Source organism: Nonomuraea soli (assembly GCF_013761175.1).
Lineage (GTDB): Bacteria > Actinomycetota > Actinomycetes > Streptosporangiales > Streptosporangiaceae > Nonomuraea > Nonomuraea soli.
Genome location: NZ_JACDUR010000009.1, coordinates 469998 through 485953, shown reverse-complemented (window position 1 = coordinate 485953; position 15956 = coordinate 469998). Strand labels below are relative to the sequence as shown.

The window sequence follows — 15956 nt, the reverse complement described above, 5'->3', positions numbered from 1 at the left end:
GGGTATCGGGATCATCGTGACCATATGATCAGTATCTTTTCGGAGCAACACCACAAATCTGACAATCGGTCTTACTGGAATGGCGCGCGTAGACGTGCTCGTCGGGATCGAGCAGCGTGAGGCCGTGGAAATAGCCGGGCGGGCCCGGCAACGTTCCGGTGAGCAGCGCGATCGTGTCGTGCGCGACCAGCTGGCCCGACAGGCCCGCCGTCGCGGATGCCGTACGGCTCGCGCGGCTCGTCCGCGCACAACACCAGGACGTCGAAGTCCTCGACCAGCCCGGCCAGCTCGCCGGGCCCGTCCACCCTCTAGCGGGAATGCGACAGCTCGACGCCGGAGTTGACCCGCCCGAGCGCCTGCTCGGCCGCCTCAGCCTTGGGCCTGCCGACGTCGGCCTCGGTGTAGAGCACCTGGCGGTTGAGATTCGACAGCTCCACCACGTCGGGGTCGACCAGGTGCAGCCTGCCCACGCCGGAGGCGGCCAGCGACCACGCGGCGTGCCCGCCGGTGCCGCCGAGGCCGACGACCACGGCGGACGAGCGCTTGAGCATCACCTGCGCCTCCCAGCCGTGCGCGCGCGGCGTACGGTCCACCCAGCGGAAGTAGTCGCGGGTACGGCGGTGCCGCTGCTGCTCGGCCTCGGTGAGCTCCGGGCAGGCGGGCGGGTCGGCCTCCTCGATGTGGCCGGACTCCAGCAGGGCCTCCACGATGCCGTCCGCGTCGTCCCTGTCGAGCTCGGGATGGTGCTCGGCCAGCTCCCTGGCGACATGCTCCGGGGTACGCGTGCCGTCCAGGAGAGTGAGGGCGGTCCACGCCCAGCCGTGCGGGTCGTCGATGTCCGACGCGACGCCGTACAGGGCGCCGCCGAGACGGACGGTGCCGCTTGCCAGCCGGTGGGGGTGGTGCTCGGGCTTCACGCGGGGTAGGCGCACTTGACCAATATGTGAGAATCGTCCGAGGCTGGTCAAGATCTTGGAGGTCAGGGCGGGGTTCGCGGCTCGGTCGCGGCCTTATCCTGAAGAGAAGTAACTCTGACTCTGGAAGGAAGACATCGCTCTGAAAGCTGTTCCCGAAGGGCCCGCCCCCGCGCCGACGGCGCAGCGCCTGCGTGTGCGCTACGCCAAGCGCGGCCGCCTGCGTTTCACCAGCCACCGCGACATCTCGCGGGCTGTGGAGCGGGCGGTCCGCCGTGCCGGTATCCCGGTGGCCTTCAGCGCGGGCTTCTCACCCCACCCCAAGATCTCCTACGCGGGTGCGGCGCCGACCGGCGTCGCCAGCGAGGCCGAGTATCTCGAGATCGGCGTCACCGAGCCGTGCGACCCTGGTCGGCTGCGCGCTGACCTCGACGCGTCCCTGCCGCCCGGCATCGACGTGCTCGACGTCGTCGAGGCGCGCTCGTCCGGCTTCGCCGAACGGCTGGAGGCATCGGTGTGGGAGCTCCGCCTGCCCGGAGCCGACGCGGGGTCGGCACTGGTCGCGGTGGAGAAGTTCCTCGCGGCGGAGGTCGTCGAGGTCGAGCGCCTGACCAAGAAGGGCATGCGTCGTTTCGACGCGCGCGAGGCGGTGCTGGCACTTGAGGTGGTTTCGGGAACCATCGAGGCAACTGCAGGAGAAACGGCAACTGCAGGGGAAACACGGAGAACCGCAGCTCAGGTGCCCGGGCAGTCGTGTGTCATACTGCGCATGGTTGTGCGGCACGTGACTCCTGCCGTTCGACCCGACGACGTGCTCGCAGGTTTGCGTCATGTGGCCGACTTCGCGCCGCCGGTTCCCCCCGAGGTAACCAGGCTGGCGCAGGGGCCGCTCGATGCGACCGGTGAGCCTGCCGACCCGTTCGACCTTGACCGCGATACCACGCGCGGCGGCGACGCGGGACCGGCGGACGAGCACGTCGGCGGTTAGGCGGGCCTCGTCCGACTTGTCGGATGCCGGTGCTCGCCAGGTCGTGCCCCCGGGCGCGGCCGGCTGACAGAACTTGGCGCCCGCGCCTCCCTCACGGGGGACACGGGCGGACAACGAAACACGAATGCCTCTGCGCGGCGCAGACCCTGCGCCCGGGGGCTGACGGGAGAACGCCCGCATGCTCGACAACGAGCCCAACGCCGGTGCGGCAAGCACCGACGGGGACACAAGTGAAGAAACCAGTGCGACGCGGCGCCGCTCGGCCAGCAGGCCGGCCGGGGCTCCGCCCGACGACACGCCGAGCGTGATCGTCGTCGGGGGAGGGGCCGAGGAGGCGAAGCCGAAGAAGGCCGCCACCACGCGCCGCCGTACGACCAAGAAGGCCGAGGCCGCCGAGGCCGCTGAGGCCGTCTCTGAGGCCGCCGCCACGACCGGGGGGAGTGCCTCGCTCGTCGAGGAGCCCGCGGCTTCGGCCGCGCCGGTCCGCAAGGCGACCAGGGCCGCGGGGCCGCCTCCCGAGGTCGACGAGGGCGCCGCGCCCGTGGTGACGACGACCGCGGGCAGTGCCGCCGTCGTCGAGGCGGCGAGCGCTCCGGCTCCGGCGAGCAAGGGCCGGGCCCGGCGGGCCAAGGCCGCTCCGGCGGACGACATCGCCACGTCGGCGGGTTCGACGTCGGCAGGGTCCATGACGGCGGGTCCCGTGATGGCCGATTCCACGGCGTCCGGTTCTGCGGCGTCCGGTTCGACGGCGGGTGGTTCCGCGGCGGCCGGTTCTGCGGCCGGTGGTTCGGTGGCGGCTGGTTCGGTGGCCGGTGGTTCTGCCTCGGCCGGTGAGGCTGTTGAGGAGGCGCCCGTCAAGCGCACCCGCTCGCGGAAGAAGGCCGTGCCGGAGTCCGTCGCCGAGTCGGTGCTGGAGTCGGCGATCGAGGCGGTGGCGGCGGCAGAGGACGAGGTTCCGGCCGGCACCACGCGCCGCACGCGTAAGGCGGCCGCGACCAGGACCACCCGGGGCGGGAAGGCCGGTGCCATCAAGGCCGCGCTCGGCGCCGACGACGACGAGGACGCGGCCGAGGGTGTGGGCGCTCCCGACGCGCGGCGGGCCGGTGAGCCCGTGACCGGCGACATCCTCGAAGAGCTGCCCGAGGACGAGCCGCTCGACGACGAGCCCGCGGGCGAGGACCTCGACGTGGAGCCCATCGACCGTCCCGGACTGCTCGCCGACCCCTTCGGCTTCTCCGCCAGGGGCGCGGAGCAGCCCGGAGCGACGTTCCAGCGCCCCGCCGCGATCTTCACCCCGCTGTTCCAGGCGCCCGACCCCACCCAGGCGATCCCCGCCCGGGTCGAGCCGGTCGTGCCCGTGCCCGTCCCCGTCCCCGCTCCGGCGCCCGCCGAGGCCGACGAGGCGGAGCTCGACGAGGGCGACGACGAGGGTGACGAGGGCGACGACCTCGACCGCGAGGAGTCCGGCAGCCGCCGCCGTCGCCGCCGTCGTGGCGGCAGGGGCCGTGGCAAGGCCCGCGAGCGTGACGACGCCGACGACTCCGAGGACGGGGACGAGGGTCCCGAGGAGGAGAGCGCCGAGGCCGACAGCGACGAGGAGTCGGGTGTCGGTTCCCGCCGCCGCCGTCGCCGTCGCCGCCGGGGCGACGACTCCGAAGACGCCACGACCGCCGACGACCCGCCGAACACGGTCGTGCGCATCCGCGCGCCGCGTAGCGGCCGGGCCGCGGCCCTGCTCGACGTGGCCGCCGACGGTGTGCAGAGCGTCAGGGGCTCAACGCGCCTGGAGGCCAAGAAGCAGCGCCGCCGCGAGGGCCGTGAGCTGGGCCGCCGCCGTCCGCCGATCATCACCGAGTCGGAGTTCCTGGCCCGGCGCGAGGCCGTCGACCGCATGATGGTCGTGCGCCGCATCGGCGACCGCACGCAGATCGCGGTGCTGGAGGACGGCGTGCTGGTCGAGCACTACGTCAACCGCGAGGCCTCGCAGTCGTACGTGGGCAACGTCTACCTGGGCAAGGTCCAGAACGTGCTGCCCTCCATGGAGGCCGCCTTCGTCGACATCGGCAAGGGCCGCAACGCCGTCCTGTACGCCGGTGAGGTCAACTTCGACACCGCCGGCCTCGAGGGCCAGCCCAAGCGCATCGAGACCGCGCTGAAGTCCGGCCAGTCGGTGCTGGTGCAGGTCACCAAGGACCCGATCGGCCACAAGGGCGCCAGGCTCACGAGCCAGATCTCGCTGCCCGGCCGCTACCTGGTCTACGTGCCCGACGGCTCGATGACCGGCATCAGCCGCAAGCTCCCCGACAAGGAGCGCACGCGCCTGAAGAGCATCCTGAAGAAGGTCATGCCGGAGAACGCCGGCGTGATCGTCCGCACGGCCGCGGAGGGCGCCTCGGAGGAGGAGCTCGGCCGCGACGTGGCGAGGTTGTCGGCGCAGTGGGAGAACATCCAGAAGAAGGCCAAGTCGGCCTCGCCGCCCGAGCTGCTGTCGGCCGAGCCCGACCTGACCATCCGGGTCGTGCGCGACGTCTTCAACGAGGACTTCTCCTCGCTGGTCGTGCAGGACGAGGAGGCCTGGGAGACGGTCGAGGAGTACGTGCGCTACGTCGCGCCGCACCTGGAGGACCGCCTGTCGAGGTGGGACGAGTCCGAGGGCGACGTCTTCGCGCACTATCGCGTCGACGAGCAGCTGGGCAAGGCGCTCGACCGCAAGGTCTGGCTGCCCAGCGGCGGCTCGCTGGTGATCGACAGGACCGAGGCCATGACCGTGGTCGACGTCAACACCGGCAAGTTCACCGGCCAGGGCGGCAACCTGGAGGAGACGGTCACCAGGAACAACCTGGAGGCGGCCGAGGAGATCGTGCGCCAGCTGCGGCTGCGCGACATCGGCGGCATCATCGTGATCGACTTCATCGACATGGTCCTGGAGTCCAACCGGGACCTGGTCCTGCGCAGGCTCCTGGAGTGCCTGGCGCGCGACAGGACCAAGCACCAGGTCGCGGAGGTGACTTCGCTGGGTCTTGTGCAGATGACGCGTAAGCGGGTCGGACAGGGCCTCCTGGAGGCCTTCTCGACGCCGTGTGACTGCTGCAACGGGCGTGGGCTGATCGTCTCCACCGAGCCGGTGGAGGCCAAGTCCGAGGCTCGCGGCACGCAGGGCAAGATGGCGGTGGAGAAGGCGGTCGCGGACAAGGTGTCCGCGGCTTCGGCGGCTCCGAACCGTGATACTGTGACCGGTGCGCTGGAGGACGTCCCGACCGAGGACGACTCCGCGAACCAGACTTCCGGCAGGGGGCGGCGACGCTCCCGCCGTGCCAAGTCCGCCGACTGATTCGGCGGGCTGCCCGACGATCCGTCCGGTTCGACGAGGGTGCCGTTCATCCGGTACCCTGGTCAATCGGTGCGCTTGGTGGCGCGCCCTGTTTGCGCGCCCACCCGGTTCGTCGCTAACCGACAACCAGCCGGATGCAGAGCGCAGCATCCATTAGTTCAGCAGAAGGGTTCCGCGGTGTACGCGATCGTCCGTAGCGGCGGCAGGCAGCAGAAGGTCTCCGTCGGTGACGTCCTTGAGATCGACAAGGTCGCCGGCGAGGTCGGTTCCACCGTTTCGCTGCCGACGGTCCTCGTCGTCAACGATGGTGATGTGACCACCGAGGCGGGCAAGTTCACCGTCGCGGCCGAGATCCTCGGTGAGACCAAGGGTCCGAAGATCCGGATCCTCAAGTACAAGAACAAGACCGGTTACAAGAAGCGCCAGGGTCACCGCCAGCGGTACACCCAGGTCAAGGTCACCGGCATCAACCAGGCCTGATTGGGAGTTTGAGAAATGGCACACAAGAAGGGCGCATCCTCCACCCGGAACGGCCGTGACTCGAACGCTCAGCGGCTCGGTGTCAAGCGTTTCGGTGGTCAGCTCGTCAACGCCGGCACGATCATCGTGCGTCAGCGTGGCACCCACTTCCACCCGGGTGACAACGTCGGCCGTGGTGGCGACGACACGCTGTTCGCGCTGACCGCCGGTCACGTGCAGTTCGGCTTCAAGCGCGGCCGCAAGGCCGTCAGCATCGTCCCGGTCGCGGAGTAATCTCGCGCCGTACGGCGTTATCGATCGAGGGGTGGATCTTCCGGTCCGCCCCTCGATCTTTGTGTTCACAGGTTTCTTTACGGCACGCATGGGTCACCCCCAGGCGCCGCACGGGGCCGGGCTCCGTCCAGGGAGACGGCCAGGAGGCGTGCGCGGCCGGCCGCCGTTACGCGACGGCCGGGAAGGGGTGACGTCACCCACCTGGAGGGAAGACCTTCAGAGGGGCGGCGTCCACGGGGATCGTCACGGCGGCCGGCCACGCACGCCGGCCGGCCGTCTCCCTGGACAGGCCCCGGCCCCGTGCGGCGGGTGGGGGTGACCCATGCGTGCCGTACAACAGCAGGACCGCGTAAGCGGGCCTCTCGGGATGAGGGGCAGTGGCGTGCGGCGGATCGCCGCGCGGGACCAGGCCCGGAAGCTCCGGGCGAGAGCGAACAGTGGGGGCGACGATGCCGGACTTCATCGACCAAGTGGTGCTGCACATCACAGCCGGCGATGGGGGGCACGGTTGCGCCTCCGTGCACCGTGAGAAGTTCAAGCCGCTCGGCGGCCCCGACGGGGGCAACGGCGGGCGCGGCGGCGACGTGATCCTCGAGGTCGACCCGAGCACGGCGACGCTCCTGGAGTACCACCGCAGGCCGCACCGCAAGGCGGAGAACGGCAAGCAGGGCATGGGCGCCAACCGCGACGGCGCCAACGGCGGCGACGTGATCCTGTCGGTGCCCAACGGCACCGTGGTCAAGGACTCCCGCACCGGCGAGGTGCTGATCGACCTGGTGGGCGCGGGCACCCGCTACGTGATCGCCAAGGGCGGTCCCGGCGGTCTGGGCAACGCCGCGCTGGCCTCGACCAAGCGCAAGGCGCCCGGCTTCGCGCTGCTGGGCGAGCCCGGAGACGCGCTCGACGTGGTCCTGGAGCTGAAGAGCGTCGCGGACGTGGCGCTGGTGGGCTTCCCGAGCGCCGGCAAGTCGTCGCTGATCGCGGCCATCTCGGCGGCCAAGCCGAAGATCGCCGACTACCCGTTCACGACGCTGGTGCCGAACCTGGGCGTGGTGTCGGCGGGCGACACCGTGTTCACCGTGGCCGACGTGCCCGGACTGATTCCCGGCGCCTCCGAGGGCAAGGGCCTGGGCCACGAGTTCCTGCGCCACGTGGAGCGCTGCGACATGCTCGTCCACGTCATCGACATGGCGACGATGGAGCCCGGACGCGACCCGATCTCCGACTACGAGGCGATCGAGTACGAGCTGCACGCCTACGGCGAGCTCGAGGACCGGCCGCGCATGGTGGTGCTGAACAAGGCCGACGTGCCCGACGCGCGCGAGCTGGCGGAGATCGTCACGCCGGAGTTCGAGGCGAAGGGCCTGAAGGTCTTCACGATCTCGGCGGCGACGCACGAGGGGCTCAAGGAGTTCATCTTCGCGATGGGCGAGTGGGTGGCCGCGGCGCGGGCGAACAAGCCGGTCGAGGAGCCGACGCGCCTGGTGATCAGGCCCAAGCAGCTCGGCGAGAGCGGCTTCGCGGTCCGCAAGGTGAGCGACAACCAGTTCCAGGTGACCGGGGAGAAGCCCGAGCGGTGGATCCGGCAGACCGACTTCACCAACGACGAGGCCGTCGGCTACCTGGCCGACCGGCTGGAGCGGCTGGGCATCGAGCAGGAACTGGTCAAGGCGGGCGCGACCGCGGGCGCCGAGGTCATCATCGGCTCCATGGAGGACGGCTACATCTTCGACTGGCAGCCGACCCTGAATGCCGAAGCCGTCCGGCAGGGGCCGCGGGGAACCGACAACCGCCTAGGCTAGATCCCGGAGCGCTCGGATCTTGGCAGAGCAATTGTCCTGTTTGTCCTTGACGGGGTGATCGGCGGCCTGCGAGCGTGCTGGCAATCCTTTGTCGTCCATCGGGTGGAGCCGGGCATGCGTAACGTGGGGCTGGCGTTGGTCTGCATGGCCGCGGTGGCGTGCACACCGCAGACGTCGACCGTGGTGCCGGTGTCGCAGACGTCGGCGACCGCGTCGGCGTCCACGTCTGCGTCCGCCTCGGCCGCTCCCGCGACCAGCCCGGCGGCCACACCGGCCAAGGACCGCACCGGGCAGCTGAAGGGCTGGCCGAACGCCTCGAACACCGGCGTGCCCGACGGTGTGGAGCTGTCCAAGCGCGGCTCGATCAGGGTCGTCAAGGACGGCACCGTGCTCGACGGCCTCGACATCGAGGGCGAGGTCTCCGTGCAGGCCGACAACGTGACGATCCGCAACAGCCGCATCGTCAACGTCGGCCACTGGGGCGTCATCCAGCGCAAGGGCGCCTCGGGGCTGACCATCGTCGACAGCGAGATCCGCGGCAACGGCACCGAGCAGATGCAGTTCGGCATCCTCAACCAGGGCGGCATGCTCACCGTGCGGCGCACCGACATCTCGGTGATCTCCAACGGCATCCAGACCGACCACGGGCTCATCGAGGACTCCTACTTCCACGACCCGCTGGAGTTCCCGCAGGACCACGTCGACATGATCCTGTCGACGGGAGAGGCCCAGAAGGGCCTGTCGCTGGTGATCAGGCGCAACACGATCATCAACACCGTCAAGCAGACGGCGGCGGTCGCGCTCTTCCAGGACTTCGGGGTGCCCCGCGACACGATCGTGGAGAAGAACATCCTGGCCGGCGGCGGGTACGCCCTGTACGCCGGAGGCGGGAAGAAGGGCACGCCCACCGGTATCAAGATCATCGGGAACGTGTTCCTGCGCGACCCCTTCCCCAAGGGCGGATTCTGGGGCCCGGTGACCGGCTGGGACGGCTCCGGCAAGGGCAACGTCTGGCGCGACAACGTCTGGGAGGGCGGCAAGTCCGCCGTCCACCCGTCGGAGGGCTAGGCGGCCGTCCCTGCGTGCCCGGTCTCGCATGCCGGAATGCGGGCGGGTACGGCACGCGCTCTCGGATAGGGTTCAGGGCGTGCGGGAACAGATCAGCGCGGCGTCGAGAGTAGTGGTCAAGGTCGGCTCCTCCTCCCTGACGACCCCGCAGGGCACGATCGACGTCGACCGGGTCGACGCGCTCGTCGACGTGCTCGCGGCCCGGCGCAGGAGCGGCGCGCAGATCGTCCTGGTCTCCTCGGGAGCCATCGCCGCCGGCCTCGGCCCGCTGGGCCTGAGCGCCCGGCCCCGCGACCTGGCCACCCAGCAGGCCGCCGCCTCGGTCGGCCAGGGGGTCCTGGTCGCCCGCTACACCTCCTCCTTCGCCCGCTACGGCCTGCGCGTCGGCCAGGTGCTGCTCACCGCCGACGACATGATGCGCCGCTCCCACCACGCCAACGCCCAGCGCACCCTCGACAGGCTGCTGGAGCTGGGCATCGTGCCGGTGGTCAACGAGAACGACACCGTCGCCACCGACGAGATCCGCTTCGGCGACAACGACCGGCTGGCCGCGCTGGTGGCCCACCTGACCAGGGCGGAGGCGCTGGTGCTGCTGTCCGACGTCGACGCGCTCTACGACGGGCCGCCGTCCAGGGCCGGCTCCAGGCGCCTGGCCGAGGTGCGCGGCGTCGAAGACCTCGCAGGCGTCGAGATCGGGCGCAACGGCTCGGCCGTCGGCACCGGCGGCATGGTCACCAAGGTGCAGGCCGCGCGCATCGCGACGGGCGCCGGCATCCCGGTCGTGCTGACCGCCGCCGCCCACGCCGCCCAGGCGCTCGCGGGCGCCGACGTCGGCACCTACTTCCACCCGGGCGGCAAACACCCCGGCACCCGGCTGCTGTGGCTGGCCCACGCCACCACCGGGCGGGGCAGGCTGGTGCTCGACGACGGCGCCGTCGAGGCGGTCGTGACCCGGCGCAAGTCGCTGCTGCCCGCCGGGGTGGTCTCCGTCGAGGGCGAGTTCGCCGCGGGAGACCCCGTCGACCTGTGCGGGCCGCGCGGCCGGGTGGTCGCGCGCGGGCTGGTGAACTTCGACGCGGGCGAGATCCCGGGTCTGCTCGGCCGCTCCACCCGCGAGCTGGCCAGCTCGCTCGGTCCGGAATACGAACGCGAGCTGATCCACCGCGACGACATCGTCATACTGGATTCCCACAGCTGAGACCCCCGGTCATTGGAGAGCGTGATGTCCGAAGAGTTCCTGAAGGTCGCCCACGCGGCGCGTGACGCCGCCGCCGAGCTGGCTCCGCTCCCGCGGGCGCCGAAGGACCGGGCGTTGCGCGTCATGGCCGACGCGCTGGTGGCCGCCACCGAGACGATCGTCGAGGCCAATGCCCTCGACGTCGCCAAGGCCCGCGAAAGCGGCACCTCGGAGGCGATGATCGACCGGCTCAGGCTCGACGCCGGGCGCATCGAGGCCATCGCCGAGGCCGTACGCCAGATCGCCGACCTGCCCGACCCGGTCGGCGAGGTGGCGCGCGGCTCCACCCTGCCCAACGGCCTGGAGCTGCGCCAGGTCCGCGTGCCCCTCGGCGTCATCGGCATCATCTACGAAGGCCGGCCCAACGTCACCGTCGACGCGGCCGCGCTGTGCCTCAAGAGCGGCAACGCCGTGATGCTGCGCGGCTCCTCCAGCGCCTACGAATCCAACACCGCGCTGGTCAAGGTCATGCAGGAGGCGCTCGAAGACACCGAGGTGCCCTCCGGGGCGGTGCAGCTCGTGCCCGGACTGACCCGCGACTCCGTCAAGGAGCTCATGCGCGCCCGCGGCCTGGTCGACGTGCTGATCCCGCGCGGCGGCGCCTCGCTCATCAACTCCGTGGTCGAGGAGTCCACGGTTCCGGTCATCGAGACCGGGGTGGGCAACTGCCACGTCTACGTCGACGCCGAGGCCGACCTCGACCTGGCGCTGACGATCCTGCTCAACGCCAAGGTCCAGCGGCCCTCGGTGTGCAACGCCGCCGAGACGCTGCTGGTCCACGCCGACGTGGCCGGCACGTTCGTGCCGCTCGCCATGGCCGCGCTCGCCGGCGCCGGGGTGACCGTCCACGGCGACCCCGCCTTCGTCGCCCAGGGCGCGGTCGAGGCCACCGACGACGACTACTACGCCGAATACCTGTCGCTCGACATCGCCGCCAAGGTCGTCGGCTCGCTCGACGAGGCCGTCGCGCACATCAGGAAGTACGGCTCGGCGCACACCGAGGCGATCGTCACCCGCTCGCAGGGCGCAGCCCGGCGGTTCGTGGCGCTCGTCGACTCCGCCGCGGTCGCCGTCAACGCCTCCACCCGCTTCACCGACGGCGGCGAGTTCGGCTTCGGCGCCGAGATCGGCATCTCGACCCAGAAGCTCCACGCGCGCGGCCCGATGGGCCTGCCCGAGCTCACCTCCACCAAGTGGATCTACACGGGCGACGGCCACATCCGCAGCTAGACGGCGTGTCACCGTGTTCTCGCCGTGGGTAGCGGCTTGACTGGGTGACATGGAGATCGTGATCGCGCTGGTGTTCGCCGCCGTGGTGCTCTTCTGCGCCGACCGGCTGCTGCTCTGGCTGGAGGGACGAGGACACATCCACTGGCGTCGCAAGGGACGCAAGAAGATCGCCGACGAGCGGGCCGAGCTCGACAACCTCCTTTCGAAGTAACGGCGCGCCTCAGCCAACCGAGAGGCAGTGACGGTTAAAGTTGTGCCCTTATGGGCGCAGGGGAGGGACGGTGAGCAAGCTCGGCAAGGTCGGGCCCTACGCCCTTCTCGAAAAGCTCGGCCGGGGCGGGATGGGCGAGGTCTATCTCGCCAGCAGCCGCCGTGGTGAGCAGGTGGCGATCAAGGTCCTGCGTGACCTGGTCGACGACGAGAAGTCCAGGGTCAGGCTGGACCGCGAGGTCCGGGCGCTGCGTCGGGTGGAGAGCCCGTACGTCGCCAGGGTCCTCGACGCCGACCTGGAGTGCGACCGGCCCTACCTGGTCATGGAGTACATCGACGGCGACACGCTGCTCCACCGCGTACGGCGGGGCGGCCCGCTGCTCGGCTCCGAGCTCGTCGACCTGGCCAGGGGCATCGCCACCGCCCTGGCCATCGTGCACGCCGCCGGGATCGTCCACCGCGACCTCAAGCCCGCCAACGTGCTGATGGGCTCCGAGGGCCCGGTGCTGATCGACTTCGGCATCGCCCAGGTCAGCGACGCCACCCGGCTGACGCTGACCGGCACCTTCCTCGGCACCCCCGGCTACGCGCCGCCCGAGCTGTTCGCCGACGAGCAGGTGGCCGAGCCCGCCGACGTCTACGCGTGGGCCGCCACCGTCGCCTTCGCCGCCACCGGACGGCCCACCTTCGGGCGGGGTACGGCCGAGGCGCAGATGTACAACGTGCTCAACGGGCAGGCGGACCTCAAGGGGGTGCCTGCCGGGTTGCTGCCGCTGGTCAGGGCATCGCTGAACCGCGAGCCCGCCAAGCGGCCCACCGCCGCGCTGCTCGCCGACCGGCTGACGCGGCTGGCCAAGGCCTCGGCCGACTCCCAGGACTCGCCGCCGCAGCCGCGCGCCCCCGTCGAGGGCGGCGGACCGCGCGGGCGCACGGAGGAAGGGCGCACCACGGGTGAGCGGTCGCGTCCCGGGCGTTCGGAGGAGGGGCGCACCACGGGTGAGCGGTCGCGACCTGGGCGTCGCTCCGGTGAGGGGCGTGCGTCCACGGGGCGGCCTTCCGGGGAGTCGCGCGGTGCCGGCACGCCCGGCCGCTCGGCCGCCGAAGGGCGGGGCGCGACGGAGCCGCGCGGACGGTCGGGCGCGCCCGAGCCGCGTGGGGCTGCGGGGTCTGGGCGGTCCTCGGGCGACGGGCGTGGCGCTTCGGCTTCCGGGCGGTCTTCGGCGGACGGGCGTGGGGCCGCGGGTTCCGGGCGTCCCGGTGCGGCGGAGGCGCGTGGGGCTGCGGCCTCTGGGCGATCGGCTGCGGCCGACGCCAGGGCCGGGGGGGAACCGCGAGGAGCGGCGGCGGGCCGTACGCCCGGCGATGCGCGGGTCGCGGGGCGTGCCTCCGACGACGCGCGTGGCACGGCGGCGGCGAGCCGGTCCGGAGCCCCCGAGCCGCGCACGACGAGCCGATCATCGGCCCAGGAGGCACGGGAGGCGCGGGAAGCACGAGCGGCTGCCAGGTCCGGGAGCGCGGAGGCGCGGGCGGCGGCCCGAGCCGGAGGGCCGGAGGCGCGTGAAGCGCGGGAAGCGCGGGCGGCAGCGAGAGCTGGAGGGGCGGAAGCACGGGAGGCGCGGGAGGCGCGGGCGGCGGCCCGAGCCGGAGGGGCGGAGCCGCGCGTCACGACCCGGTCCGCCGCCGAGGCGCGAGGGGCCGTCTCCAGCCGCACCGCCGCGCAGGAGGCCAGGGCGGCGGCCAGGGTCTCGGGTGAGTCCCGGGCCAAGCTCCGCGCCGAGGCCAAGCTGGCCGGCCGCTCGTCGGTCGACGCGCGAAGCGCCGCCGAGGCGGGCCCGGCGGCGCGGAGCCGCAAGGTGCGGGCCAGAGCACGCGCGGCCGCGGGAGCCGAGCCCAGCACCACGGCACTCCCGCAAGGGAACGTCGCCCTGGTGGTCCTGGCCGTGCTCGCGGTGCCGTGCGTCGTGGCGACCTTCATCTGGCCGGTGGCCACCGTCGCCATCACCGCCGTGTTCGTGATCCTGACCCGCACCCTGTGGCTGGGCCACTGGTCGGTGCACAAGCGCGCCTCGCGCAAGGTCAGGGTAACGTTGCGCGTCCTGCTCTTCCCGGTGGCGGCCGCCGCGTCGGCCGTGACCGTCGTGGTGTGGCCGGGCATCCCGGCCGTCGCGATCGCCGGGGCGACGCTCTGGGCGGTGGCGGGCGGCGAGCTCGGAGCCGTCTGGTGGGAGCAGATCGCGCCGGTCACGGCGGCGGGCGTCGTGTTCGGCGTCGTCTGCGGCGGCATTCTGGGCCGGGAGATCGAGCGGGTCGGCGCACGGCTGCCCCAGTTGAGGCGCGAGGGCCTGCGGGCGCTGGCCGTGCTGGGCGGGTTCGTCGCCCTGTGCACGGCCGCCGTGCGCGCGATCGCTCTGCTGTTCGGCTAGGAGACCCTCGACGAGGGCGCGGCCCACGTGTTGCACGAGCCGGGCTCACCCGGTGGCGAACCCGCGCCCGGCCCTGTCGAGAGGCGGCGATCAGGAAGTCACGTGATCAGGCCACCTTGGTGGAGGAGGCGCTCCAGGTGTTGCAGTCACCCGGGTCGGCGTTGGCGAAGCCTTCCCTGACCCAGTAACGCTGCGATCGTGCCTTGCCGTACTCGGGGTCGCTCTCGAACAGGTCGTACAGCTCGGCCAGGTCCCCGCTGTCGCGGCCCTTGAGCGGCCAGATGCTCTTGAGGAAGGCGCCGCTCAGGCAGTCGGACTGGAGGCTGTGGCGGCGGATCTGCTCGTTGAGCTCGGCCTTGCCCTTGTAGGGGGCGCGGTCGTAGGCGTGCGTGATGCCGACCAGATTCTGCACGTGGAAGCCGTAGGCGGTGGCAGCCATGTGGAAGAGCCACAGGTCTTCCGGGTAGTCGAGCCAGCTGCTTCCGAGCTTGAACATGACGGTCTTGGTCTCGTCGCAGTAGCGGTAGGACGAGTTCGCCGAGCCGGTGGCGCTCCCGCACCACTTCCTGGGCATCTTCTTGACGAAGACGACCTTGATGGGGTCGGATTCCGCGCCGTTGGCGGCGAGGTACTGGCCCCAGGTGGAGTCGAGGCAGGAGAACAGGCCGCGCAGGTAGTTCTTGGCCGCGCTCACGTTGTTGGGGTCGACCGGCTTCTCGGCGCAGTCCGACTCGGGCAGCGGGCCGTAGGAGTAGAGCGCGTTGCCGGTGAGCTCGGGCTCGTTGATCGGGTACGCGGCGGCGGGGGAGGTGAACGCCAGCACGAAGACGCAGCTCAGTGCGGCGATGGCGGGGAGTCTCACGGGGCGGGACGATACGGTCAAAGCCGCCCCGTGAGCAACCTCCTGGCGCCGTCAGTTGCCGTCGCGGCGGGCGAAGCGGTTGAAGATGCGCTCACCGGCGTTGACAGCTCCCTCGGCGACGTCGCGAAGCACGCCGATGAACGGGTCCTGCGACTCCGACCAGGAGCGCCGGTACGACTCCGCGGCGGCCTTGATCTCGTCGGTGACCTTGACGTCGGCGTCGTCCTCGCGGCGGGGGTAGTCGCCCGAGAGGATGCGCTCGTACTCGCCGCGCCGGTGCCACTTGTCGAGCTCGGCGACGCGGACGACGGCGAAGGGGTGGGTGGTGCCGAGGAGGTTGAGCACCTTGAGGAAGCCGTCGCGCAGGTCACCGGCGGTGTCGTACTCCTGGTACTGGGCGAGGAAGGCCTCGATGTTCATCTCGTGGGTGTAGTCGCCGCCGGCGAGCTTCATCAGGGCGCGCTTGGCGGTCTCGGGGTCCTGGCCGGTGAGCAGGCCGCCGCGGTCGCACGACAGCTCGGACTTGCGGAACCACTCCTCGAGGCCGGCGACGATGGCGCGCAGGCCGATGTAGCCGAGCGGGATCCAGGCCACGCGGGTGGCGAGCTGGGTGAGGATGATGAGCATCGTCCGGTAGACGGCGTGGCCCGACAGGATGTGGGCGGTCTCGTGGCCGATGACGAAACGCTGCTCCTCTTCGTTCATGAGGTTCAGCAGACCCGTCGTCACGACGATGAACGGGTCGTCGAAGCCGATGGCCATGGCGTTGACGCGCGGGTCCTGCTGCACGTAGATCTCGGGGACCCGGTGCAGGTCGAGGGTGTAGGCGGCGTCGCGGCCCATGTCGTAGACCGAGCGGAACTGGGTCTCGCTGGCGCGCACGGCCGAGGCCAGGTACATGAGGCGGAGCCGGCGTTCGCTGATGAGACCGGACATCTGCTTGAGAACCGTGTCGAACCCGCTCAGCTTGCGCAGAGCGACCAGCGCGGACCGGTCTGCGGGGTGTTCGTAGGCACGGGATGAGATGCCGGGCAGTTGGACGCGGCTGCGATCCGGGGTGGTCGTCATGCGGGCATGCTACGTCCGCGAATGGTGTGGTGCGCGGTTCATTGAAGAGGGGGTGCCGTAAAGCTTCATA

13 protein-coding genes are annotated in these 15956 nt (G+C 71.3%); 10 read left to right on the top strand and 3 right to left on the bottom strand.

From position 1 onward, the window contains the following. Positions 1–308 precede the first annotated feature (308 nt). Positions 309–932, bottom strand: a complete 624-nt coding sequence (locus HNR30_RS49755; RefSeq protein ID WP_181615608.1) for a HesA/MoeB/ThiF family protein — start codon at positions 930–932, stop codon at positions 309–311. A gap of 178 nt (positions 933–1110) precedes the next feature. On the opposite strand from HNR30_RS49755, the gene HNR30_RS41270 reads away from it, so the two are divergent. From HNR30_RS41270 to HNR30_RS49750, 10 genes are all read left to right on the top strand, one after another. Then, positions 1111–1902, top strand: coding sequence for a TIGR03936 family radical SAM-associated protein (locus HNR30_RS41270; RefSeq protein ID WP_376771781.1), 792 nt, complete (start codon positions 1111–1113; stop codon positions 1900–1902). A 178-nt stretch (positions 1903–2080) separates the two neighbouring features. Then, a complete protein-coding gene (locus HNR30_RS41265; RefSeq protein ID WP_246380139.1) occupies positions 2081–5233 on the top strand; it encodes an Rne/Rng family ribonuclease in 3153 nt (1050 codons plus the stop codon). A 177-nt stretch (positions 5234–5410) separates the two neighbouring features. Continuing rightward, on the top strand, positions 5411–5713 hold the full coding sequence (gene rplU / locus HNR30_RS41260; RefSeq protein ID WP_181615607.1) for a 50S ribosomal protein L21: 303 nt from the start codon (positions 5411–5413) through the stop codon (positions 5711–5713). A gap of 15 nt (positions 5714–5728) precedes the next feature. Further along, a complete protein-coding gene (gene rpmA, locus HNR30_RS41255) occupies positions 5729–5986 on the top strand; it encodes a 50S ribosomal protein L27 (RefSeq protein ID WP_181615606.1) in 258 nt (85 codons plus the stop codon). A 449-nt stretch (positions 5987–6435) separates the two neighbouring features. Beyond that, positions 6436–7788: a GTPase ObgE gene (gene obgE / locus HNR30_RS41250; protein WP_181615605.1), complete on the top strand. Its 1353-nt coding sequence runs from the start codon at positions 6436–6438 to the stop codon at positions 7786–7788. A 114-nt stretch (positions 7789–7902) separates the two neighbouring features. Further along, the gene (locus tag HNR30_RS41245) at positions 7903–8856 is read left to right on the top strand and encodes a right-handed parallel beta-helix repeat-containing protein (RefSeq protein ID WP_181615604.1); all 954 of its coding nucleotides are present in this window, start codon (positions 7903–7905) and stop codon (positions 8854–8856) included. A 79-nt stretch (positions 8857–8935) separates the two neighbouring features. Beyond that, on the top strand, positions 8936–10054 hold the full coding sequence (proB, locus tag HNR30_RS41240) for a glutamate 5-kinase (RefSeq protein ID WP_312895013.1): 1119 nt from the start codon (positions 8936–8938) through the stop codon (positions 10052–10054). A gap of 24 nt (positions 10055–10078) precedes the next feature. Then, positions 10079–11323 (top strand): glutamate-5-semialdehyde dehydrogenase, encoded by a 1245-nt coding sequence (locus HNR30_RS41235; RefSeq protein WP_181615603.1) that lies wholly within the window; start codon positions 10079–10081, stop codon positions 11321–11323. 49 nt (positions 11324–11372) lie between these two features. Continuing rightward, positions 11373–11534: a hypothetical protein gene (locus HNR30_RS41230; RefSeq protein WP_181615602.1), complete on the top strand. Its 162-nt coding sequence runs from the start codon at positions 11373–11375 to the stop codon at positions 11532–11534. A 70-nt stretch (positions 11535–11604) separates the two neighbouring features. Further along, positions 11605–13956, top strand: coding sequence for a serine/threonine-protein kinase (locus HNR30_RS49750; protein ID WP_312895012.1), 2352 nt, complete (start codon positions 11605–11607; stop codon positions 13954–13956). 106 nt (positions 13957–14062) lie between these two features. Here HNR30_RS49750 and HNR30_RS41220 read toward each other — a convergent pair whose 3' ends face one another. Beyond that, positions 14063–14818, bottom strand: coding sequence for a neutral zinc metallopeptidase (locus tag HNR30_RS41220; RefSeq protein WP_181615601.1), 756 nt, complete (start codon positions 14816–14818; stop codon positions 14063–14065). A 51-nt stretch (positions 14819–14869) separates the two neighbouring features. After that, a complete protein-coding gene (locus HNR30_RS41215; RefSeq protein ID WP_181615600.1) occupies positions 14870–15886 on the bottom strand; it encodes a M48 family metallopeptidase in 1017 nt (338 codons plus the stop codon). Positions 15887–15956 lie beyond the last annotated feature (70 nt).

Bases quoted from the DNA above. Each gene is read 5' to 3' on its own strand.
- HNR30_RS41265 (WP_246380139.1), top strand. From the start codon at position 2,081: ATGCTCGACAACGAGCCCAACGCCGGTGCGGCAAGCACCGACGGGGAC.
- rpmA (WP_181615606.1), top strand. From the start codon at position 5,729: ATGGCACACAAGAAGGGCGCATCCTCCACCCGGAACGGCCGTGACTCG.
- obgE (WP_181615605.1), top strand. From the start codon at position 6,436: ATGCCGGACTTCATCGACCAAGTGGTGCTGCACATCACAGCCGGCGAT.
- HNR30_RS41245 (WP_181615604.1), top strand. From the start codon at position 7,903: ATGCGTAACGTGGGGCTGGCGTTGGTCTGCATGGCCGCGGTGGCGTGC.
- HNR30_RS41235 (WP_181615603.1), top strand. From the start codon at position 10,079: ATGTCCGAAGAGTTCCTGAAGGTCGCCCACGCGGCGCGTGACGCCGCC.
- HNR30_RS41230 (WP_181615602.1), top strand. From the start codon at position 11,373: ATGGAGATCGTGATCGCGCTGGTGTTCGCCGCCGTGGTGCTCTTCTGC.
- HNR30_RS41215 (WP_181615600.1), bottom strand. From the start codon at position 15,886: ATGACGACCACCCCGGATCGCAGCCGCGTCCAACTGCCCGGCATCTCA.